At 53.0% G+C, this 21,605-nt stretch carries 19 protein-coding genes and 1 pseudogene; 5 read left to right on the top strand and 15 right to left on the bottom strand.

What is annotated here, in order from left to right; all coding sequences use genetic code 11:
• Positions 1 to 44: 44 nt before the first annotated feature.
• Positions 45 to 243, top strand: a pseudogene (locus MK745_RS16275) (integrase core domain-containing protein); the annotation flags it as partial.
• Positions 244 to 389: 146 nt separating this feature from the next.
• Here the strand turns inward: MK745_RS16275 and MK745_RS16270 are convergent.
• The 10 genes from MK745_RS16270 to MK745_RS16225 all read right to left on the bottom strand — a co-directional run bounded on the left by MK745_RS16270 (position 390) and on the right by MK745_RS16225 (position 10,716).
• Positions 390 to 737, bottom strand: coding sequence for a RidA family protein (locus tag MK745_RS16270; protein WP_243614290.1), 348 nt, complete (start codon positions 735 to 737; stop codon positions 390 to 392).
• A 153-nt stretch (positions 738 to 890) separates the two neighbouring features.
• Complete coding sequence (locus MK745_RS16265) at positions 891 to 1,268, bottom strand: rhodanese-like domain-containing protein (protein ID WP_243614289.1); 378 nt, start codon at positions 1,266 to 1,268, stop codon at positions 891 to 893.
• Positions 1,261 to 2,076, bottom strand: a complete 816-nt coding sequence (locus MK745_RS16260) for a hypothetical protein (RefSeq protein ID WP_243614288.1) — start codon at positions 2,074 to 2,076, stop codon at positions 1,261 to 1,263. Before MK745_RS16260 ends, MK745_RS16265 begins: the two co-directional genes overlap by 8 nt.
• Positions 2,069 to 3,025 carry an electron transfer flavoprotein subunit alpha/FixB family protein gene (locus tag MK745_RS16255; protein ID WP_243614287.1) on the bottom strand — a complete coding sequence of 319 codons (957 nt, stop codon included), beginning with the start codon at positions 3,023 to 3,025 and terminating at the stop codon, positions 2,069 to 2,071. The genes MK745_RS16260 and MK745_RS16255 overlap by 8 nt, the downstream gene beginning before the upstream one ends.
• Positions 3,022 to 4,875, bottom strand: a complete 1,854-nt coding sequence (locus MK745_RS16250; protein WP_243614286.1) for a DUF3483 domain-containing protein — start codon at positions 4,873 to 4,875, stop codon at positions 3,022 to 3,024. Before MK745_RS16250 ends, MK745_RS16255 begins: the two co-directional genes overlap by 4 nt.
• On the bottom strand, positions 4,876 to 6,927 hold the full coding sequence (locus tag MK745_RS16245) for an FAD-dependent oxidoreductase (protein WP_243614285.1): 2,052 nt from the start codon (positions 6,925 to 6,927) through the stop codon (positions 4,876 to 4,878).
• Between the two features lie 87 nt (positions 6,928 to 7,014).
• Complete coding sequence (locus MK745_RS16240; protein WP_243614284.1) at positions 7,015 to 7,722, bottom strand: GntR family transcriptional regulator; 708 nt, start codon at positions 7,720 to 7,722, stop codon at positions 7,015 to 7,017.
• 744 nt (positions 7,723 to 8,466) lie between these two features.
• Positions 8,467 to 9,396: a proline dehydrogenase family protein gene (locus tag MK745_RS16235; protein ID WP_243614283.1), complete on the bottom strand. Its 930-nt coding sequence runs from the start codon at positions 9,394 to 9,396 to the stop codon at positions 8,467 to 8,469.
• Between the two features lie 286 nt (positions 9,397 to 9,682).
• Positions 9,683 to 10,147, bottom strand: a complete 465-nt coding sequence (locus MK745_RS16230; protein WP_243614282.1) for a PaaI family thioesterase — start codon at positions 10,145 to 10,147, stop codon at positions 9,683 to 9,685.
• 95 nt (positions 10,148 to 10,242) lie between these two features.
• Positions 10,243 to 10,716: a DUF2000 domain-containing protein gene (locus tag MK745_RS16225; protein WP_243614281.1), complete on the bottom strand. Its 474-nt coding sequence runs from the start codon at positions 10,714 to 10,716 to the stop codon at positions 10,243 to 10,245.
• A gap of 160 nt (positions 10,717 to 10,876) precedes the next feature.
• Between MK745_RS16225 and MK745_RS16220 the strand changes: the two genes are divergently transcribed.
• On the top strand, positions 10,877 to 11,356 hold the full coding sequence (locus MK745_RS16220; RefSeq protein ID WP_243614280.1) for an Lrp/AsnC family transcriptional regulator: 480 nt from the start codon (positions 10,877 to 10,879) through the stop codon (positions 11,354 to 11,356).
• Positions 11,357 to 11,435: 79 nt separating this feature from the next.
• Here the strand turns inward: MK745_RS16220 and MK745_RS16215 are convergent, their stop codons facing one another.
• The 5 genes from MK745_RS16215 to MK745_RS16195 form a co-directional block, all read right to left on the bottom strand.
• Complete coding sequence (locus tag MK745_RS16215) at positions 11,436 to 12,317, bottom strand: helix-turn-helix domain-containing protein (RefSeq protein ID WP_243614279.1); 882 nt, start codon at positions 12,315 to 12,317, stop codon at positions 11,436 to 11,438.
• 70 nt (positions 12,318 to 12,387) lie between these two features.
• Entirely contained in the window at positions 12,388 to 13,572 is a 1,185-nt protein-coding gene (locus MK745_RS16210; RefSeq protein WP_243614278.1) for a CaiB/BaiF CoA transferase family protein, read from the bottom strand.
• Positions 13,572 to 14,726 (bottom strand): iron-containing alcohol dehydrogenase, encoded by a 1,155-nt coding sequence (locus tag MK745_RS16205; RefSeq protein ID WP_243614277.1) that lies wholly within the window; start codon positions 14,724 to 14,726, stop codon positions 13,572 to 13,574. The genes MK745_RS16210 and MK745_RS16205 overlap by 1 nt, the downstream gene beginning before the upstream one ends.
• Positions 14,727 to 14,743: 17 nt before the next feature.
• Entirely contained in the window at positions 14,744 to 15,904 is a 1,161-nt protein-coding gene (locus tag MK745_RS16200; protein WP_243614276.1) for an acyl-CoA dehydrogenase family protein, read from the bottom strand.
• A 16-nt stretch (positions 15,905 to 15,920) separates the two neighbouring features.
• Positions 15,921 to 16,661, bottom strand: coding sequence for an IclR family transcriptional regulator (locus MK745_RS16195; protein ID WP_243614275.1), 741 nt, complete (start codon positions 16,659 to 16,661; stop codon positions 15,921 to 15,923).
• A gap of 234 nt (positions 16,662 to 16,895) precedes the next feature.
• Between MK745_RS16195 and MK745_RS16190 the strand changes: the two genes are divergently transcribed.
• The 3 genes from MK745_RS16190 (at position 16,896) to MK745_RS16180 (ending at position 21,537) form a co-directional block, all read left to right on the top strand.
• The gene (locus MK745_RS16190) at positions 16,896 to 18,341 is read left to right on the top strand and encodes an NAD-dependent succinate-semialdehyde dehydrogenase (protein WP_243614274.1); all 1,446 of its coding nucleotides are present in this window, start codon (positions 16,896 to 16,898) and stop codon (positions 18,339 to 18,341) included.
• 8 nt (positions 18,342 to 18,349) lie between these two features.
• The gene (locus MK745_RS16185) at positions 18,350 to 20,392 is read left to right on the top strand and encodes an FAD-dependent oxidoreductase (protein ID WP_243614273.1); all 2,043 of its coding nucleotides are present in this window, start codon (positions 18,350 to 18,352) and stop codon (positions 20,390 to 20,392) included.
• A gap of 242 nt (positions 20,393 to 20,634) precedes the next feature.
• Positions 20,635 to 21,537, top strand: a complete 903-nt coding sequence (locus MK745_RS16180; RefSeq protein ID WP_243614272.1) for an alpha/beta hydrolase — start codon at positions 20,635 to 20,637, stop codon at positions 21,535 to 21,537.
• Positions 21,538 to 21,605 lie beyond the last annotated feature (68 nt).

The following is a 21,605-nucleotide window of genomic DNA, read 5'->3' as shown; positions in this document are numbered from 1 at the left end:
CAAACACCGATCGACCATTCGCTGGGTTGGTACCGCATGGCTTCTCGATGGATGGCAAGGGGCGCTTCCTCGACAACATCTTTGTCGAACGGCTCTGGCGGAGCCTAAAATACGAGTGTATCTACCTGCACGCTTGGGAGACCGGATCAGAGGCGAACGCCGGTGTCGAAAAGTGGATCGAGTCCACAACCGCAGAAGCGCCCTTCCGCCCTTGTCGGCAAGCCGCCAGCCGTGGTCTATTGACTGAGAAGAAACGAAAACCAAACCGATCAGCAGGAGCCGAGAGTAGCTAAAGTTACGTGGAATCCTGTCCAAGGATTGGGGAGTAGCTCACGAATTCGTCCAGTGAAGTGAGTCTCGTTTTCTCTCTCGTAAGTTTGGGTCAGCGCTCAAACAGCGGCCGTGACCATAATTTCAATCTTGAGTGTAGGATCCAGCAGTTCAGCTTTTACCGTAGCCCGCGCTGGTAGGTTTTGGGTGTCGATCCAACCGTCATAAGTCTCGTTGAATACTCCATAGTCGGCAAAATCAGCGATCCAGCAGGTCATAGTCAGCAGCCTGGACTTATTCGTTCCAGCTTTTGCCAGAAGTTCGTCTATCTGATTGAAGACTTCTTGGGATTGGATCGCGATGTCTGCGTCCCATGTCTCGGCAATTAGCCCAGCTAGATAAACGATGTCGCCACGCTTCACGATTTTTGAGTACCGTGGGGTTAGGTCCAAACGTTCAATGATCAAAACATCCTCCTATTCTAGAAGTTTTTTTACTCGTCCAGCCGCGATCGCAACTTCTGCTACAGTTACCTTCATCACATTTATGACAATCGCCTATTTTGTCATATCATAGCGGCCTTTTTGACATGTCACTTAATGTGTGTCAATTGACTTCCATCATACCAAGGGACCATCGAACGACACCCAAGCCCGAAACCCGCCGTTGAGATTTCGAGCTCCTGTCACGCCCATTTCTTGAGCAAGCTTTGCTGACAAAAGCCCACGACCGCCGCCACCGCAAAAGAAAATCGGCCTAACTGCATCGAAGACTTCAGGCCGGTGATTGGGATCGCCGCAGTCTAATTTCCACTCCAGAAGAGATCGCGGCAAATGGACTGCCCCCGGGATCGTTCCGGACCCCGCTCTTTCGTGATCCTCACGGACGTCGACAAAAACAGTGTTCCCCTCCTTGAACAAGGATAGGGCTTCCTTCGTCGAAACCTGCTCAACATCCTTAGAGGCTTCTTCGCTCAACGATTTCAGTGTCTTAGTCATTTGAATCTTCTCCCACCTTTGTTTTTTTTGCGTCATCATTTGCGCTAGACTCCGCCACCGCAAAGCCAAGGTCTTCGAGTTTGGACAGGATTGCCTGAGCGGCTTGTTCTGGAGACATCGCCCTAGCCTTCGGCGCCACGTCGACTGATCCGATGACCGAGCGCACCCGCTCCCATGCTCGATTTCCAACTGGCACGGTCAAAGGCTTGGCTCGAAACCTACGTCTCGCGACATTAGGCACTTGTTTGGAAACGGAAATTGATGTGTCAGTCTCGCGCACAATCCTCCCCGAGCGCTGCCATGATTGAACGACCTGTCCCGGATCCGGTGCGAGAGGAGATACGGTTGCGATCGCCGGCAACTCAGCGGCGATCAACCGGCGTGTCCTATCAGGTGCGGGGCAAACACCCGTAATTCTGGAGCTTTCTAGGTCGACTGAAACTACTCCTGGCAGCAACAGGCGCGACAGTTTGGAAGCAAGCTTATACGGCAAGAGACCCTGCGAGGCCATTGAACTCGAGGCGGCTCCTGTCAAAATCAAATCCGCTTCGATGGCTTCTAAATGCTTAGAAAGTGTAGACGACAAAGACGCGTCTGCTTCCAACGTCCAAACTTCAATTTCAGGGCAACCCAAACCAAGATACAGCCTTAGAGACGGCTCGTCCGCCGATCCAATGTGCGCGTAGGTCACATCTGCATTTTTCAGGTTCAAAGCCATTTTGACCGCACGCGCGTCTGAGGCCGACGGCACGGCTTTGCCCGAAAACTCATCTCTTCCAGCCGACAACAGAACCAAGACTTTAACCATGGCCGTGCTCCTTAGTAACCGAAGCCTCTAACAGGTGCTGAACAACGGCGTTTGCATCGGCGACGATGGGCAAGACCGCTCGAGAGTGAATCGGAGCACCTGGGTCTGAGTTGACCGAAATCACGAATTCAACGTCGTGAATTCCGTCAAGATGTTGCACAGCCCCAGAGATACCCAAAGCAATGTAGACGCGGCTGGAAACGAGCGTACCCGAACTGCCTACTTGTCGGTCCCGCGGTAGAAATCCCCGATCACATACGACTCGGCTGGCGCCCACGGTAGCGCCAAGCGCTTTTGCCAGTTCACCAAAACTGTTCCAGTCGGTAACCCCGTTACCGGCTGCAATAATGAAACGGGCACTTTCTAGTGGGGCTGTTGTCACGTCGCCGAGTTGCTCGCAACCCATCTCAATGAACTCAACACTGCAAGTCGAAACAGACGCGAAGCCAATCTCTTGGGTTGGCGCTGCTCTTGCGTCCGCACCTACGAATTGTTCAGACAATGTTAGTAGTTCGCATGGCGCAACAAGCAGTTCATGGTCCTGCCCGATATGTTGCACGAAGCCGTGTTCGGTAACAAAACCAACACAAGATGCAAAGGCTTTGTTTCCACTTACCGAGAGCCGCCGAACGAGATCTTCACCCCATTCCGAACTTGGAAAAACAACGGTGTGAAAACCATATTGCTTCACTAAGGCTTCAATCACACCATGCAAAGCATCAGCTTGGAACACGCCCGGAGGCAGGTCGCAACCAATAAGCAGGCTTGCAGTCTTACCGAGATCCTCAAGGAAAGATCTCGGCGCGAGCATCGAGAATTCCGCCCCCACGGTAGCACAGAAGCTAGCCACCGCATTGATGAAAAGGTTGTCTTCCCTGGCGATTGACCCACTGGCAAAGTCCGGCACTGCCAGAACGTGTTTTAGGTTGTCACTTTTTTCAAGAGTCATGACGGTCGCGTTGCCTCCCAAAGTATTTCTGCAATGTCGCGAACTTGTGGACCGTCGCCAGTCACACCTTCCAACATCACTGCACAATTGGGGCAAGAAACAGCCACGCAGTCGGCACCAGTCGAAGCAAGCTCGGCCATACGAATGTCTGGAACACGCGCTTCCCCAGCGATGTCAGACAACGCTGCACCACCACCAGCACCGCAACAGAATGTCGCTTCCTGGGTACGAGGTGGATCAACAAGTTCCCTGCTTGACTTTTCGACCACCGCTCTCGGCGCATCGGTTTCGCCGATGTAGCGCGCCAGATAACATGGGTCATGATAGGTAATCCGGCCCATAGTATCCTGATTTGGTTTCAAGCGACCGTTGTCGACCAATTCGGAAAGCAGTTGTGAATGGTGAATGCAGTCAAAAGCCCCGCCACACCGGCGATACTCGTTCTTGAGTGCGTGCACCGCGTGAGGATCTGGCGCCACGATACGATTGAAACGCCGCGCTGAGAGAGCCTCGATGTTGGCCCGAGCCAATTCCTGGAAAGTGGCTTCATCCCCTGCGCGGCAAGCCCAGTCACCACAGTCCCATTCATCTTCTCCGAGGATACCAAAATCGACGCCCGCCTCGGCCATCATTTCGATCAGACGCCGCAGAACACGCCTGTGCCTTGGATTGAAAGCGTGATCGCCAAGCCAGAGCAGGACATCCGTTTTCCCACCAACTGGTAGTACAGGTACGCCCATCTCCTCGACCCAATTCCAACGTTTGTTGGGATCTTGGGCAGTCGTGTTGCCACGATCGCGTGTGTTTTCGATGGCTCGAGTCAGCTCGCGGGGCGCTTGAGCACTTGTTTGAATAACAGAACGCCGAACGTCAGTGATTGCATCCACGTGCTCGATCAGCATCGGGCAAGCCTGCACGCAAGCGCCACAGGTCGTGCACGACCACAATGTGTCATTTGCCAGAATGACGCTCCCTTGGGTTAAGATCAAGGGACCCGGGTCATTGCCTTCATACGTCACTAGCGCGCCCGATTGTTGCGCGAGCCCAACGATTAAACCACGGGGGTTCAGGGGTTGCCCCGCTGCGTTGGCCGGGCACACTTCCTCGCATCGACCACATTGAACGCAAGCATCGAAGGACAGCAGCTGAGTCCAGGTGAATTCCGTAGGATCAGCGACTCCGTACGATGCCTCCCGCTGTGGCAACAATGACCCGACGGACGCTTTGCTGTCAAACCGGTCTGGGCGCGTATGTAAGGAAACATGCAAGGCTCCAAGCACTGCATGTCTGAACGGGCCGTGAAAGCAGCCAACGAACAACATTGCATGAACTGCGATGCCAAAGGCCAAAACCGCAAGGCCAAACGGGCTTTTCCAAGACGAAAGAGAAGAAATCTGAAGCTCAGGCAGAATAGCGACAGCGTGAAAGACACTATAAGCGATCAACAGATACGGCATTTGAGCGTATCCGCCTCCAGCCAAGCGCCGTTTCTCAGCGGCGCGACGCAAAATGTCCAATATCGCACCGATCATGCAGATGCATAGAAAAGACAGCAAGATCATGACACTTGGCAATCCATGCAATCCCATGTGCACCGCGATCGCAGCGGGAACCGAACCTAGAAATCCCCCTGCCCCCATCGCGTGCATTCGCGCTGCTATTGGTCGCCGTGCAACCACATGGTGTACATCTACAAGATACCGGCGCGGAAAGGCCACGAAACCGCGCAGTAGGCTAAATAGGCTAGGATAGTGGGGATCCGACCTCCCGCGCAACCATACGCGCGAACGCCACAATACACCCACAACTGCGACGGTGGTAAAAAAACCAAACAACAGAAGAACAGGCATTTACAAGTCCTTGCACAGACGAAGAGCGTCAAAGATAGCTGCGTGAATATTGCGGCCACTTACTGCATCCCCGATGCGAAATAGTTTGAACTCGCCCTTCTCGTTGACCGCGATGTTCTGCGGAGTACCCTGAACCAGCGCACCGAGATCAACGGCGCCCAAATTGGTCGAACTTGACTTCAAATCAAAATACAATTGGTCGTTGGGCCGGGTTCCGTAATCAACGACAACACCAGACAACTGCTGTGTTTCTAGCGAACCATTGTATTCGTTCTCGATTGTCACTTTGAGGGCGTTACCCTGTGATACAATGCGCTTCAGGCGTTGGTTGGTATGGAACTCAACTCCGTGATCATACAACCTCCGGAAAAAGGTCGGTCTGGTAGTCCGCTCCAATCGGACTCCAGGCGTGGGATCTGCGGTCACGAAATGCACCTTAGCGCCTGACTTGGCCAGAGCCTCAGCCGCAGACAGCGCTTGTTCGCCACCGTTGTCATCGAATACCATCACCGGATCAGACCCGAAATCCGTGGCACCATTCATCAGGATATCCCACGGAGTCGTCGCCAAGGATACACCTGGAATTGGAGCTTCATCGTTGTCACGACCGCCAGTGGCTACGATAACTAGATCCGGGTTCAGAGATAAAATCTCTTCGACGGTTGCAGTCGTGCTCAATCGAATGTCGATTCCAATTTCCCTGACCCGGGCCTCGAGCCAGTCCGTAATCGCGAGCAAAGGCGAGCGCCACGAAAGCGCGGCGGCAAGACGCACTTGTCCCCCTGTTTGATCCTTTTTTTCAAAGAGCGTGACATTGTGACCGCGTAACCCAAGAACCCGCGCCGCTTCCAAGCCGGCTGGCCCTGCCCCAACAACAACTGCTCTCAAAACAGTGACCGCCTTGGAAATGTCATGCGGCATGGATTGTTCGCGCCCGGTGGCTGGGCTATGCAAGCAAAGCGCCTGGCCACCTGCGTAGAGTCGATCGATGCAGTAATTTGCCCCAACGCAGGGCCGAATCTGATCTTCTCTACCGTCTTGCAGCTTTCGAACGATGTGGGGATCGGCTATGTGCGGTCTCGTCATCGCCGCCATGTCGATGTGCCCCTCCTCGATAGCGCGTGCCGCTGTTGCAACGTCTGCCAACCTCTGGGCGTGAAAGACCGGCAAACCTGTATGGTGCTTAACCGCCGCTGCCAGCGAAAGGAACGGAGCCGCAGGCATTTCCATTCCAGGGAAAATAATGGAATGCGAAGGCAAATTTTCAGCACTTCCTCCCAATACTCCAAGATAATCGAGTTGACCGTGTTCCGCCAAGGCCGACGCGACGCGCAGCAAATCTTCGTGCGTCATTCCCCCATCGAGGAGTTCATCACCGGACATACGTAGTCCAAGGGGGAAATCATCTCCAACTTCGACGCGGATGGCATCGATAACCTCAAATGTGAATCGCATGCGGTTTTCGAAAGAGCCTCCGTACGCATCCTCTCGCAAGTTCGTTTTCGGAGACCAGAACTGATCGAATAGCTGGTTGTGGGTTGCCGACAACTCTAGGCCATCCATCCCACCCGCTTGAACTCGGCGCGCGGACTGGGCAAAAGCTTTGACGACGCGCTGTATGTCCCAGTCTTCCATAACTTTCGGAAAGGACCTATGCGCAGCTTCCCGAATGCCTGAAGGGCTGATCGGAGGAAGCCATTTGTCGTTATCCCAGTTAGCACGCCGTCCCATGTGCGCAATCTGTGCAAAAACGGTGGCCCCGTGTTTGTGAATGCGATCAGCTAGCTGGTCGTAATATGGGATGATATCGTCTGATGAGGCGTCAAGGTGCAGCATGTCCGCACCAGGACTGTCCGGGGCTACTGCGGTCGACCCTCCGATGATCGTTAAACCGATCCCTCCGCGCGCCTTCTCTTCTTGGTAAGCTTGGTATTTCTCCTTCGGTTTTCCATCTTCGCTCGCCCCAGACGTGTGGGCCGTAGACATGACCCTGTTTCTGATCGTTACGCTCTTTATTTTGAACGGGCGGAATAGTGGTTCGTAGTTTGGCAATGGTCTCGACCCTTGGTCAGCAATTGCTGACCAATTTGCCAAGGCGCTTTTAACATGTCAATTTTATATTTTGGAATGTCATTTTCTCTAAGACAAATTTACCTGCCGTAGTACCGATGAGTGCTTAAGTATCTGATTAACGATATCCTGTCCGTTGGTCAGATGAACCAGTGCCTCCTTATAGGCACGGTCTCCATCACCAGCGATCAGTGCTTCAATGATTTCGAGATGCCCCTCACTCCAGACGATCGAACGGTTGCTAACCCGAAGGGACACCCACAGAATACGCATAGCAATGTCTTGCAGTCGCTCAATGAATTGCGCCTGCAGATCATTCCCCGAGGCGCGAACGATTGCCAAATGAAACTCCTTATTGGCTAAGAGAAGTTCATATTCTTCGTCTGCGTTTCCGGCAGTGTAATTTTTTGCACAAGCTTCATTCAGCCGATGCAGTTCTTCAGCATCGACTTTGCCTGCTGCCTGACGCGCGGCGTCCGGTTCGAGAATGTTCCTCAAATGGAAAACTTCTTCACATCTCGCAAGGTTCAGAGGGGCAACGAGTTGAGTTTTACTCGTTTGCAAATAAACGAACCCCTCTGACTGAAGTCGCGCCAGTGCAGACCTGATTGGCGCGCGTGATAGACCCATCGAATCCACTAGACGCCCCTCTGAAATCTTGCTTTGTGGAGGCAGGCGGTGCGTAATTATGTCTTTCTTTATAGCATCGTAAGCCACGTCTGATAAACGTTCTTTCGCCTTCGGTCCCGTCTCCAGGGTCGTGGATGGTTGACGCACTACGGATTTTCCTTTTTTCTCGACCTCTACTGCGATCCTATTGCACTTTTTTGATATGTCAAAAATCCAAAAACCTCGAATGATCGCTCTACCCCCAGAATTTTTCTGCTATAGGTGGGTAGTTTTCCCCCAAGACTGAGCTACTCTCCAATGTTTAAACAGGTTTCCGCGTAGTTTAAGCTATCTTTGCTTCTGCTGATCGAGTTGGGTTTCGTCTTCTCTTAGCCAATAGAACACGGCTGGGAGATTACAGCCAAGGGTGGAATGTGAGCGCTTGCGATTGTAGATCTCGATCCGTCTTCCGACACCCGCCGAGTGTTCCAAGAAAAGATGATGGAAGAGATGGGCCAAGCCCCCTACCCTCGGAGGCAATAGCAGTCGCGGTTCGGGTTCGATTCCGGATGGACCGTGTAACAGATGCGCCTGTGTGCCGAAACAGTGGCGTTTCTAATGGGTCGGTCAGCGACGACTGCGGCCTCAATCGCGCTCTGCGGCAAGAGCGGCTCGGTTGAGATATCTGCGTAGGGCACCCCGCGCCCAAAGGCGGCGTAGATCATGATCAGAAGGTCAACAATTAGCACCACAACAAACACGCCGAGGCGTAAGAGCAATTTCAAAATCGTTTAATCTCCGTGACCTGCCCGCGCTGGTCTCTCACCCATGACGAGAGACAGTGGGTTTGTGCTCTGCCCTCCACGGCGGAGCGCAGGCGGATGTTCGCCGTGAGTTCACAAAGGATGTGCGCTACTTAAGAAGGGCTTTCCCAAGTAGCGCGGCATTTCGCGGATTCTCGCCTATCCGACGCACGGCATGTGGCCACCAGTCTTTGCCAAATGGAACATAGAGGCGGACACGTTGACCACGCAGGGCAAGGTTTTTGGCGAGGTCTTCTCTAACGCCAAGAAGCATTTCGAATTCATATGAATCATCCGGCCAATCATTCGCCTTTGCCAATCTAATCGTGTACTCATGAAGCCTAGTGTCGTGCGTGGCCACAATTGGATAGAAGCCGTTTTCCTTGGCCCTTCGAGAGAACATGAGATCAATAATCTTTCGGGAATTTGCCTTAATTTCTGCTTGAGTTTGGAATGCGATTTCCGGTCCCGCAGCGAACGCCCCCTTCACCAAACGGACCCTACTCCCGCGAGAAATTTGGTCTTTCATATCGTCATATGTACGTCGTAGATACGCTTGCAAAGTTAAGGCAACCGGATAGCCCGAATCCTGCAAGGAATTATGGAGGGAGATAGTGGGAGCGAGAAGTGTTGCGTCCTCCATATCAAACATCAGGCAGTTAAGACCGACTCCATTGCCTTTCGCCGTTGCTATCTTCTCAGCAATCTGACCAGCAAATTCTGGTAGCATATTTGGATCAACCTGATAGCCGATTTGTGTCGGATCTACGGAGACATGAATATCTAACCCGGCCAGCCTCAGGTCCTCGACAACACCCAACTTCTGCAGGACATTCTCCTTAACCAAATCGAAATTATCCACGTACTCACCCATGTAAAACAAAGAGCTGTGAATGCCGTCGTGCTTCAAGAGATGCTGCGCACGCTGAACGCCTGCGGAGGCGTCGTCGCCAGCAACGAACTTTCTACGCAGAAAAGACGTCGCCCTCGAAGTTTGCATGAACGCTTTGACACGATCGGACCGGGCAAGCGCGATCATTGAGCTTTGCCACGCACGCCTAATCATTTCTTGCTCCACTCCATTTTTTCATCCATTTCTCTTTGCATTAGTGGCAAGCCTTGCATCTCATTGCGTGTAAGTCCCATTTGCGCTTCGAACCCACCGGTTAAACCCGTGCTATTGGCAAAAGCTGCCGAATCTTTGTTGTCCTGGAGGAATGAGTTCGAAGAACTCATCGCAGGACATGTCATCTTCAAAACTGACACTGAGTTGGAGTCAGCATATTTCTCTGAACCTGTTGCTTTTGTCAGTATTACGTAAGTTACTAAGCACGTGATCGGAGGCGCGAGAAAGTCAATGTCGCATCGGCGCACAACTGATTGTCACCAATCTCATCAAGATAAATTTTCGCAGCGCAGAACAGGGTTCTGTTACCGCCGTGGACAAGATTGGAAACACAGATGAGCTCCTTAGCAGCGCCAGGTCGAAAGAAACTAGTTTTAAATTCGATCGTTGCCATATCATCGTACATCGCCTCAACATCAAGCGAGGCTAGCGCCGTGTAGCCGGCTGTAGCATCAGCGATCATTGCGATGATACCACCTTGGACCGCTCCACGATGGTGATGCAGATCATTGGATACTGTCGTCACCGTCGCGCAAAATCCTCTGCGAAGATCACGAAGCTTGAGCCCAATATAACGGTAAGCAGGTTCTCGCGCGAATTGTGCACTGAGGTGCTGAAACTGCTTCTCTGGCAAATGTTCATAGAGCGTTAGATTGTCGAGCATACATACAGATCCTTCTGTTGGTTACGCAGGATGAGATTGGGAGTTTTCCGCGATCCAATTGGCCTATTACACGCGGGGCATTGACCTCCACTTCCTCAACGAAGGAGCTTTAAAGAACCAGTCAACGACTTAACGGCTTTTACTGGACCACACAGGCCAACTCCGCTCAGAGCTTCGTTAGACAGGGAGCGTTGTGGAAACTCATCCTTGTAATCTTTGAAAGAATGGAGTTTTCGAGCAAACTCTGGGAAGGCCACCAGCGTCAGGCCGGTTGAATGCTTGTGAGCGCTTTCCGCTATGGTCAGCATCTGAGCGGAGTCCGCTTGCAAAATTGGAACTGGACGGTCCGCAGAATTCATTATCGAAACGCCCTCACTGTCCGTAAGCGTTACATTTCCTATGCCAGGATGCACCGCCCCTATCCCAGCAGCAATTGTCGCAACTGTGTTTGCGAGATAACCGATTGATTGATCGGGTGAAACGACAATGGCCAATCGAAGATCACCCTCACCATGCAGGGGAGCATTGTGAACATTTGTCGTAGGAGAGGTTACGTTTTCTGTTGGCATAAGTTCTTCCAGGATTCCGCAAGCATGTGTGTATCTTGAAGTGAACTAAGCACATTTCACTCGAACGAATTGGTTCTATTTTGCTTGAATTTCCCAATTTCAAGGCATATTCTTCCTCACAAATTTGGGATTCAGGTAGATCATACCCAAGCGGTGAAATATGAAAAGTGTTGAAACCAAACTCCTTGATGAAGCGGATCGCCGTATTCTGCTGGCCCTTCAGTCCAATGGCCGACTTAGCAATGCGGAACTCGCCGAAGCAACCGGCATGTCCACATCCCCATGCTGGCGGCGCACTCGCCGCCTAGAAGAAGATGGCTACATTCAAGGCTATCGGGCCGTGATTGATCGCAATCGGCTCGGTTTAGGCGTTTTGGTGTATGTTTCTGTCCAAATCGATACTCATTCAGCAGAAGAGGCCAACTCCTTTGAAAAGGCTGTCGCTGACTACCCACAAATCGTCTCCTGCCATTCCGTCGGCGGCAGCGCCGACTTTCTCCTACAAGTTGTATGTCGCGATCTCGACGATTACGCAGAATTCTCAATGAATCGTCTGCGGCGGATGCCGGGAATCAAAGCAATGACAAGCAGCTTTGCACTCAAGGAAATCAAACCGTTTGAAGGATGGCCAATTCTCTAGACATCAATCAGAGCGGTTAGCGCCTAACGGTTCTTGAACTCATTTTGTTGAATTTGGGTAAGCGTATCGTTTTCGAGCTTCATGCTAGCATCCGAAATTTGCCCGGGGTTAGTCCAGTAGCTTTTCGGAAAGAACGGCTAAAGTGACTTTGATCTGAAAACCCGCAATCCAGTGCGACCACTTTCAGAGGAACATCTCCTTGTCGCAACATTTCTTTCGCTCTTGAAATGCGTCTGCGCAACACATAGGCGTGCGGTGCGTATCCGAACTCTGTCTTGAACTGTCGCGAAAAGTGGAACTGACTGAGACCAACAGTGTCGGCCATATCCTTGATGTTCAAGTTTTCATCAAGAGAGCTTTCCACCAAATCGATGATGCGTCGCCGCTGGCTGGGATTAAATTTACAGGTGGCGTCACTGTCCAAGGTAACTTGGGCATATTGGCGAAGCAAATGAACAGCGATCTGGTTGCGCAAAGCGTCTATCATTAACTTTTGACCAAGCCCACCATTCTTCAATTCGCCCTCCAAGAGGCGAACGCAGTTCACTATCACCGGATCCTCGGAAGATAGTCGGTCATTAATCTCAATGGATTGCGGATCACGATCAAAAACAGACAGTGCCGTTGTTTCGATCTCATCATGAGTGAGGTAGACGTGTCTGACGGAAATCGGATCAACCCAACGCCATGTCGACTTCTCTCCACGCGTCAGCAAAGACACTCGGCCTTTGCCCACGCGCGCGTGCTCCCAAGAGCCCCCGTCAGATCGGGACATCGTTGTTGCCGCGCAATCGTAGGCAACAATCATGTAATCACGCATAGGTGGGATATCAGCATCTTGCCCATCGTAGTTGTAACCCTTTAGGGTCAGGCCTCGCCATCCACTACCAGAACTGTCAAGCGTAGTCTCACCTGGAATCCATTCAGGTATACCGTTCGGCGTAATGAGTGCGTTATTCATCTTCACCTCCCCAAGCTGTATTCTGCTTGTCCTCTTCTAGCACAACTCCAATCTAAGCCAGCCCTCCGACTTATTGTTCAGCGCGAACGATATCCTTGCTAACCAGCTCGCCTATTTCGTCTTCCGTCAGTTTGGCTTCGCGCAGTAGCTCTATCGAGTGTTGCCCGAAACGAGGTGGCGCCGAACGTACTGTTCCAGGGGTACGCGACAATCGCGCTGGCACACCTGTGCCTCGGTACCCTTCTTTAGAAACAACCATATCGCGGTGCCGTGTGTGCGGATGGGCAAGGGCTTCATTGACATCACGGACAACACCCGCAGGAACGCCTGCATTTAATAGCACGGGTTCCAATTCGAAGGCATCATGACACCGTAAACACTCAGAGAGAAGATGCGTAATCTCTGCCCGATGGGTCAAACGGGCAGCATTGTCGACAAACCGAACGTCTCTAGGCACTTCTGGAATTCCGAGCACATCACAGAGAACCGCAAATTGCCGGTTGTTCCCAACTGCCAAATATAGTTTGCCGGTGCTTGTCTCAAACATGTCATATGGCACGATATTAGGGTGTCCATTGCCCGTCGCCTTCGGGATCTGCCCAGACATCAAGGAATTGGCCGCTTGCGGGTGCATCATGCTGATTGCGGAATCATAGAGCGGCACCTCAATGGCTTGCCCCAATCCGGATCGACCACGTTCCAGAAGGGAGGCGAGAATGGCATTACAGGCAATCATGCCAGTCCCAATGTCCACGATTGGTGTACCCATCCGAGTTGGGCCATTAGCTGGATTACCATTGATACTCATTAGCCCAGTCATGGCCTGCACAACAGCGTCATACCCCGGAAATCCGCCAAGCGGCCCATCTGCGCCAAAGCCGGTGACGTGGCAAAACACAAGCTTTGGGAACTTGATTGACAACACTTCCTCATAACCAAGCCCCCATTTTTCCAGTGCGCCAGGTTTGAAATTGTGAACCAAAACGTCCGCATCTTCTAACAGCCTCAAGACCAGGTTACGCCCTTCCGGTTGGCGCAGGTCAATGGCTATGGATCTTTTGTTGCGATTTGCTCCTGAAAAATACGCGCTAAGCTCGTCTTTGAAGGGCGGCCCCCAGCCTCGTGTTTCATCACCCTGAGGCGGCTCAACTTTGATCACCTCCGCGCCGTGGTCGGCAAGCATCTGCGTGCAATACGGCCCCCCAAGCACACGACTTAGATCGACCACCTTGATTCCTTCCAATGCTCCACTCATCAGAGCACCTCATGGTAAAGACGAGAGACATCTTCGGCCGTCATATCACGCGGGTTAGTCTCAAGCAGTCGCTTGATGCCAGTGACGACCTCATTCGCCATGCTCGGAATCGCGTCCTTGGTGACACCCAATGCAGACAGCCGTGTTTCCAACCCGCTGTCAGACAAGATTTGTTCCATCTCATCGATCAAAGCATTGGCGGCGGCAGCATTTGATTTGAAGGGCCGCGCTGGCAGAAGCAACCGTGACAGGCGGGCATATTCTTTTTCTGCGGCAGGCAAATTGTAACGCATCACAGGGCCTGCAACCAATGCGTTTCCGTGCCCATGAGGTACGTGAAATCCGGTTCCCAGCGGATAAGACAAAGCATGAATTGCTCCCACGCTGGCATTGATGAACGCCATTCCAGCCAGCGTTGCCCCCAATAACATTGCTTCGCGCGCTGCAAGGTCCGAAGGCATGTCCAAAACTCTCCTGAGATTTTGACCCAGTAGAGTAAGAGCTTTGTCGGCAAGCGCATCCGAGACTGGGTTCTTGCGCGTCCGGCTGGTTGCGGCCTCTATGGCGTGCACCATGGCGTCCAATCCCGTTGCCGCCGTTATGGACCGCGGCATGCCCAATGTGAGCTTAGCGTCGAGCAAGGCAATATCAGGCAGTAGCTGTGGAGCGTAGACCGCTTGTTTCTCATGCGTTTCCGAAGTCAAAACTGACACCCAAGTGACCTCGGAGCCGGTTCCTGCGGTTGTCGGCACTTGAACGAGCGGCAAACGTTTTCCAGTGACGCGGTCAACACCAATCATTTCCGCGACAGGTTGTTTGTTGGGCAACGCCGCTGCAACGACCTTTGCGGTATCCAGCGAACTGCCGCCCCCTAGTCCAATTACCCCATCTGCTCCAAAATCTCGAGCACATTCGATAGCGGTCTCAACAACAGAAATCGGTGGATCGGCGGCGACCTGATCAAAAACTTTGGCCTCAAGACCCTCAGCCTTGAGCGCATTGACCGTATCCCCAGAAAAACCACAAGCAACAATGCCAGGATCAGTCACGATCAACACGCGTGTGCAGGACAACCCCTGCATGAGATTTCCGATCTGCGAGAGCCCGCCGCTTTTGCAAACAATCTTTGGTGTGGAAAGAAAATTGAAGTCCATTGTATTCCCCAATTCTTTTAAGCCGCAGCGTCGCGGATCATGTTTCGCGCGATCAGTACTTGTTGAATTTGAGTTGTGCCCTCGTAAATACGGAAGAGACGCACATCACGATAAAAGCGTTCGACAGAGTATTCGGCCATATAGCCCGCTCCACCGTGAATCTGCACCGCGCGATCCGCCACTCGGCCCACCATTTCGCTTGCATACATTTTGCAGCAGGCTGCGTCGGTTGATACGTTCTGGCCGGCGTCCTTGCGGCGCGCGGTTTCTTCGATCATGCAGCGCGCAGCGAAGGACTCGGCCCTGCTATCAGCTAGCATCGCTTGGATCAGTTGCTTATCTGCAATTGGAGCACCGAATTGCTTACGCTCTGTTGCGAAATTCAGGCTCTCCTTGATCAGACGCTCAGCGGCACCCACACAAACGGCGGAAATATGCAGTCGCCCCCGGTCTAGAACTTTCATTGCCGTTTTGAAGCCCTTGTTCAGCCGCTCCGGGCCGCCGATAATGCTGGCTGCTGGAACCCGAACGTTGTCCAGAATAACGTCACAGGTGTGAGAACCTTTCTGCCCCATTTTGCGGTCAGGCGGACCTAGCGTTAACCCGGGAGTCCCCGCTTCGATGAGGAAAGCGCTAACGCCAGCAGCTCCCTTTTCGTCAGGGTTGGTGCGAGCAAAAACCGTGAAAAGGTCTGCGCGAGGAGCGTTGGTAATGTAGCGTTTTGTACCGTTTAGGATGAAATCGCTTCCGTCACGGCGAGCAGTAGTACGCACACTACCCGCATCCGATCCTGCATCGGGTTCGGTCAACGCAAAGGAGGCAATCATCTCGCCGGAGGCAAGCGAAGGCAGATATCGGTCCTTCTGCGCATCGGTTCCATCAATAATTATCCCCTGTGAACCAATTCCGTTATTGGTACCAACAAGAGACCGAAATGCCGGAGAAGTTTGGCCCAATACAAAAGCCGCCTTCACTTCCTCCGCCATTGAAAGGCCAAGACCGCCAAATTCCTCGGGGATCGACATGCCGAACAAGCCCATCATGCGAATTTCGTCCACCAACTCAGATGGAATCATATCCTCAACGGCTATTTGCTCTTCTTTGGGTATCAGCCGTTCTTTGACGAAGCGATCGAGCGCGTCGAGAAATTGCGAAAGGGTGTCTGTATCTAGGGCCATGGTGCTCTCAGCGTAGTTAAGGGGCGACCGTCGAAAGGCGACGGACAAGTTCGACAAGACGGGGGGCGACGTCGTTTTCAATCCAGTCGCGCGTCAATGTTTGAGAAGGGCCACCGCAGTTGAACGCAATGACGGGTGAGCCATCTTTGGGAATATAGGGCACGGCTACTGCATTCACGTTGTTCTTCCACTCCGTGAACGAAGTGCAGTATCCGAGCCTCTCGTAGCTTTCGATGGCGGTTTCAATGCCGGGCAGTACTTTCGACCAGTTGTCGCCTTCATGTTCCTTCAAGACGGAGAGGATTTTTGCTTGCTCTTCCGGCTCTTGCGACGCGATGTATGCGCGGCCCACAGCCGATGTCGCCAGTTTGATATGGGCACCGACTTCTATTGCCAGCGTCACAGCATTGGTTCCTTTGCAGCGTTCCAGGTAAACCATCGAATGCCTGTCACGACTGGCCATAGCCACGGGCATGCCGGTGTAGTCCGCCAGTTCTTGCATATAAGGTCTCGCCAACTGCCGTACTGGCATCCCGGCGAGGCAAGAATAACCCAGCGACAGCACAGGCGGTGCCAAGCGATAGCGAGCAGTATCCGGGTCGTAGCTAAGGTACTCGAGTTTATTCAACGTGTAGACCAGCCTTGAGATCGTCGATTTGCTAAGACCTGTCCGTTTGGCCAAATCACCATTCCCGAGAGCCTCGCCTTCGCGTCGGAATGCCCGCAGTACTTCAAGGCCACGCGCCAGCGCTGTCACGAAATCTCGATCTGGTCCTTCCGTGTCATCAGTGCGGTTCTTTCTTGGCCTCAATGCACCCCTCCTACCTCTAACGATGCTTCTTGAAACGCATCTAAACGTTCGTTATCGTCCTAGTCAATAGTGCGGTAAAGTTTTCCGCTATGCGGAATATATACAAACCCAGCACTTCGCCTCCGTGTTTGAACGCACAAAAAAATCCAGAGACAGAAAGGGCTCAACACAGTGAATTCTTTGAAATATCCCGTAATACAACACCTGATAGGACGAGAGTGGAGCGGCGCTCAAACACAGGAAGACCGCGTTGTCCTGAATCCAGCGAATGGTGAAAAAATTGGACAGATACCCCAGGCAAGCGCTGCGGATTTGGATCGCGCCGTTCGTTCCGCCGAATCAGCTTTTCAACTCTGGAGAAACACGTCGCCCATGGATCGAAGCGGAATTCTACGGAAGTTCGCAGACCTTCTGAGGGCCAATGACACGCTGATATCTGGCTGGATCACGCTTGATGAAGGAAAACCCCTGGCCGAAGCCTTAGCCGAGGTACATTCCTCCGCCGATCACGTGGATTGGCACGCTGAAGAGTGCAGACGCATCTATGGTCGAATCGTGCCCTCGCGTAGCCCACAGGTTCAACAGCTTGTCGTTCGCGAACCCATTGGCGTGTGCCTTGCCATTACTCCCTGGAATTTCCCGCTGAGCCAGGCAGTTCGAAAAGTGGCGGCGGCGCTAGCTTCAGGCTGCACCATGATCCTCAAAGCGCCGGCGGAGGCGCCGGCGGGCTGTATGGCAATAGCACGATTCCTCCAAGAAGCGGGCCTGCCAGAAGGTTGCCTTAATTTGGTTTGGGGTAATTCGGGTTTCATCTCGGAGACGCTTATTGAACGCCCCGAAGTGCGCAAAATCACATTCACTGGATCGGTGGGAGTGGGCAAGCACCTAGCCGAACTGGCCGGACGCCACATGAAGCGCGCGACAATGGAACTTGGTGGCCACGCCCCAGTCTTGGTATTTGACGATGCCGACGCTGAAGCAGCGGCACGAGCCCTTGCGACCAACAAATTGCGCAACGCTGGCCAAGTTTGCATCGCACCAACCCGCTTTTTTGTTCAGCAAGGGATCTACGACCACTTCATGGCGGAACTGGTTTCGGCCTTTGAACGCGTAAAGGTAGGTGATGGGTTGCACGACCGCATTGATATGGGGCCGCTGTGTCACCCCGGCCGCGTTAACGCGATGGAGCAGCTTGTTGAGGATGCGCGACAGAATGGCGCGCATATCCTGACCGGAGGCAGTCGCATCGGCAATGTTGGAAACTTCTTTGCGCCAACCATTGTTGACACGCCCGACGACAGCATTGCTTTGATGCGAGAGGAGCCATTCGGTCCTATTGCGGCGGTATCTCCATTCAAAAGCATCGAAGATGGCCTATCGCGCGCGAATGGATTGCCATTCGGTCTCGCATCCTACGTGTTCACCAATTCCTTGGAACGAGCGGACCAAGCCGCCCAAAATCTGCATGCGGGAATGGTCAGCATCAACCAATTCGGCCTCGCTTTACCGGAGACCCCGTTCGGCGGCGTCAGAGACAGCGGTTATGGAAGCGAAGGGGGAACAGAGACCTTTGATGGTTACCTCATGACCAAATTCATTTCGCGTAACCGCGCTCCTGTAGAATGAGATTGCAGATGCCTGTCGAATTTAGCATCGTGAATGGTTCCGCCATCCTAACTATCAACAACCCGCCCCTTAACCTGATCAATGCGGAGGTTCGAGCCGGTATCGAACGCGGAATTAGCCGAGCACACGATTCTGGCGCTAGTCGCCTGATTATCACCGGTGCGGGGACAACTTTCGTTGCGGGTGCGGACGCAAATGAATTCGGAAAGCCTCCGCATGATCCTCAGCTGAACGATGTGCTGTTAAAGCTGGCACAACTTTCGATCCCAACCATCGCGGCGATCAACGGCGTAGCACTTGGCGGAGGATTGGAAATAGCCCTAGCGTGCCGCTTCCGTATCGCTGCTCCGGCAGCCAGATTGGGTCTGCCCGAAGTCATCCTGGGAATGGTGCCCGGAGCTGGCGGGACACAGCGATTGCCTCGGCTTATCGGCATAGAATCCGCACTTGATATGATTGTCAGCGGACAGGCAGTTTCCGCCACTCGGGCCATAAACTTGGGGATGATCCAACAATTGGCCGAAGATCCATTGGAGGCAGCTCTAGCGCTTGACGCTGCTGATCTAGCGAAGGCAAGGGCTCCAGACCATCTGCCAGCACCTTTGCCGGATGACGCGGCATTGGCCGCCGCGCACACGCGTGCCAAGCGACGGATGGCGGGCCAGGATGCTCCACAGATCGCAGCGGACCTGATAAAAGCCAGTGCCTCAATGCAATTCGCCGAAGCGTTGCAAAACGAACGATCTGCTTTTCTGACCCTGCGCAAATCGGATCAAGCTCGCTCCCTTCGCCACGTCTTCTTTTCCGAGCGTGCGGCGGCAAACAAGGCACGCATTTTCCCATGTTCTTCAAAGAAAATTGAAACCGCGGTTGTAGTTGGTGGCGGCAATATGGGGGCCGCCATTGCCTATACACTAGCATCCGCAGGGATTTCTGTGACGGTCGTAGAACGCGATACTGCATCGGCTGAATGGGCTTCCAACAACCTTCATGAGCTCGTAAACCAAGGCGTCAAGCGAGGGGTGTTGCAGGATGAGGCCGCACAGGCCATTGTCTCTCGTCTGGCCACAGCAGTTGGCTATGCAAATCTTCCTCAGGCCACTCTAGCTATTGAGGCCGCATTCGAAAACTTCGATGTAAAATGCGCAATTCTGAACGAACTGGAAGCCGTGTTGCCACATGATGCCGTGCTTGCGACCAATACATCTTACCTTGATGTCAATCGACTAGCGGAAGGCCTCAAGAATCCTGATCGTTTCGTCGGTCTACATTTCTTTAGCCCCGCTCACATTATGAAGCTTTTGGAAATTGTCCGGGGCAATCAAACCTCGGACAACACCTTAGGCATTGCATTTGACCTGGCTAGCCGACTTAATAAAGTCCCCGTTCTATCCGGCGTATGCGACGGCTTTATCGGGAACCGGATCTTATCGAGCTACCGGCAAGCCGCCATTCGCCTTCTAGTAGAAGGCGCCTCGGTCGAACAAATTGATACCGCAATGCGTGACTTTGGCATGGCAATGGGTCCATTTTCAGCGCAGGACATGTCAGGCTTGGACATTGCCTATGCGAATATTCAGAGGAGGTCCGCCAACAAAGGACTAGACGAGGATCACGTTCCACTGGTTGAACAGATGGTTGAGGAACATAATCGCCTAGGACGCAAATCTGGCGCAGGGTGGTATGACTATGACGCAGAAGGTCGGTCTTCAGCTTCAAGCACAGTCGCAGCGGAAATTTCCCAAATTTCAGAAGACCTGACCATTCCACTTCAGACATTTCGCTCTGAGGAGATTGTTGACCGGCTTGTGCTAACAATGCTGACAGAAGCTTGCGACATCCTTGAGGAAGGCATTGCAGAGCAACCACGGGACATCGATCTGGTGATGATCCACGGCTACGGTTTCCCTCGCTGGCGAGGTGGTTTGATGCACTACGCTCAGAACGTCGGCGAGGCTCGAGTAAGGGCGCTTTATGATGCGTGCGCAGAAAAGACCACGTTCAGTTGGAAAACGCCACGCAACCTAGATCTGGTTTTCGCTTCCGCCTAACTCATAAACACTTCTCATCAAAACTGAAGGCAGGCAATTTAGCCCGTTATCACACTGTGTTTGCCTGCCTTTGCATCGACTGAGCAAGAAATGACAATACCCAAAGCACGACTGTTCAATACATAAGACTCCTGCCCGTTTACTCAGAAACTCGAGGCAATCTCAGCTGTTCGTGCAGCCAGGTTGGACTTGAAAGACAACAGGCGGCGTCTGAGCCGCATGAGTAAACTGGGAGGAAGACAATGCAAGTCAGCAAAGAAGCAGACACGCTCCGAGCGCTTTATCAGAACTGGACAGACCAGATGGTCGAGAACCCAGACCTGACGATCGCAAATCTGCGCAGCATGTTCGACGAATGGGGTCAGCCCGCGCTTGAGCCCGAAAATGTAAGCTACAAAAGCGACCATGTGGGAGGGGTCGAAGCTATTTGGGCGCTACCTGAAGGCGCTGATAAATCTCGCGTGATCGTTTATACGCATGGTGGCGGCTTTGCCGTAGGATCTGCGGACAGCCACAGAAAAATGGCAGGTCACCTTGCCAAGGAACTGGGCGTAATTTCCGTGATCTTGCATTATCGCCGAGCGCCTGAACATCCGTTCCCGGCTCAGCTTGAAGACGCAGTCGCAGCGTACAAGGCACTTTTGGAGCAAGGCTATGAACCAGCAAAGATTCTGACGGCAGGTGACAGTGCGGGTGGCAATCTTGCCGTCGCAAGCGTACTCAAGATGCGTGAACTTGGCCTGCCGCTGCCTGGGGGTGTTATCGCGTACTCGCCTTGGCTCGACATGGCGATGCGTGGCCCATCACTGGAAACTAACGCCGAAACCGACGCCCTGGTTGGAAAGCCAATCCTTGAAGCAATGGCGGGCATGTTCCTGGGAGAAGAGACAAACCCGTTGAACCCACTCGCCAACCCGTTGGAGAATGATTTCTCGGGCTACCCACCACTCTATATCAATGCTGGCGGCGCAGAAACTTTGCTCAGCGACTCTGAGCGCCTTTACAAAAAGGCAAAAGAACAGGGTGTTAATGCGACGCTCTCTGTTGTTGACGGTATGCAGCACGTTTTCCCCGCCCTGTCGGGACGCGCACCAGAAGCGACAGAGGAACTTGGTCGGATCGCGGCCTGGTACAAGGGCCTCTGACCATTTTTGGCCCGCCTGATATGCAGCGCGGGCCAGTTTCCAAAAACAATCATCAACCGACTTGTCAC

Source organism: Shimia aestuarii, from assembly GCF_022814865.1.
Taxonomy (GTDB): domain Bacteria; phylum Pseudomonadota; class Alphaproteobacteria; order Rhodobacterales; family Rhodobacteraceae; genus Shimia; species Shimia aestuarii_A.
Note: the sequence above shows the minus strand (reverse complement) of the source record. Positions and strands in the feature narration are given on the sequence as shown.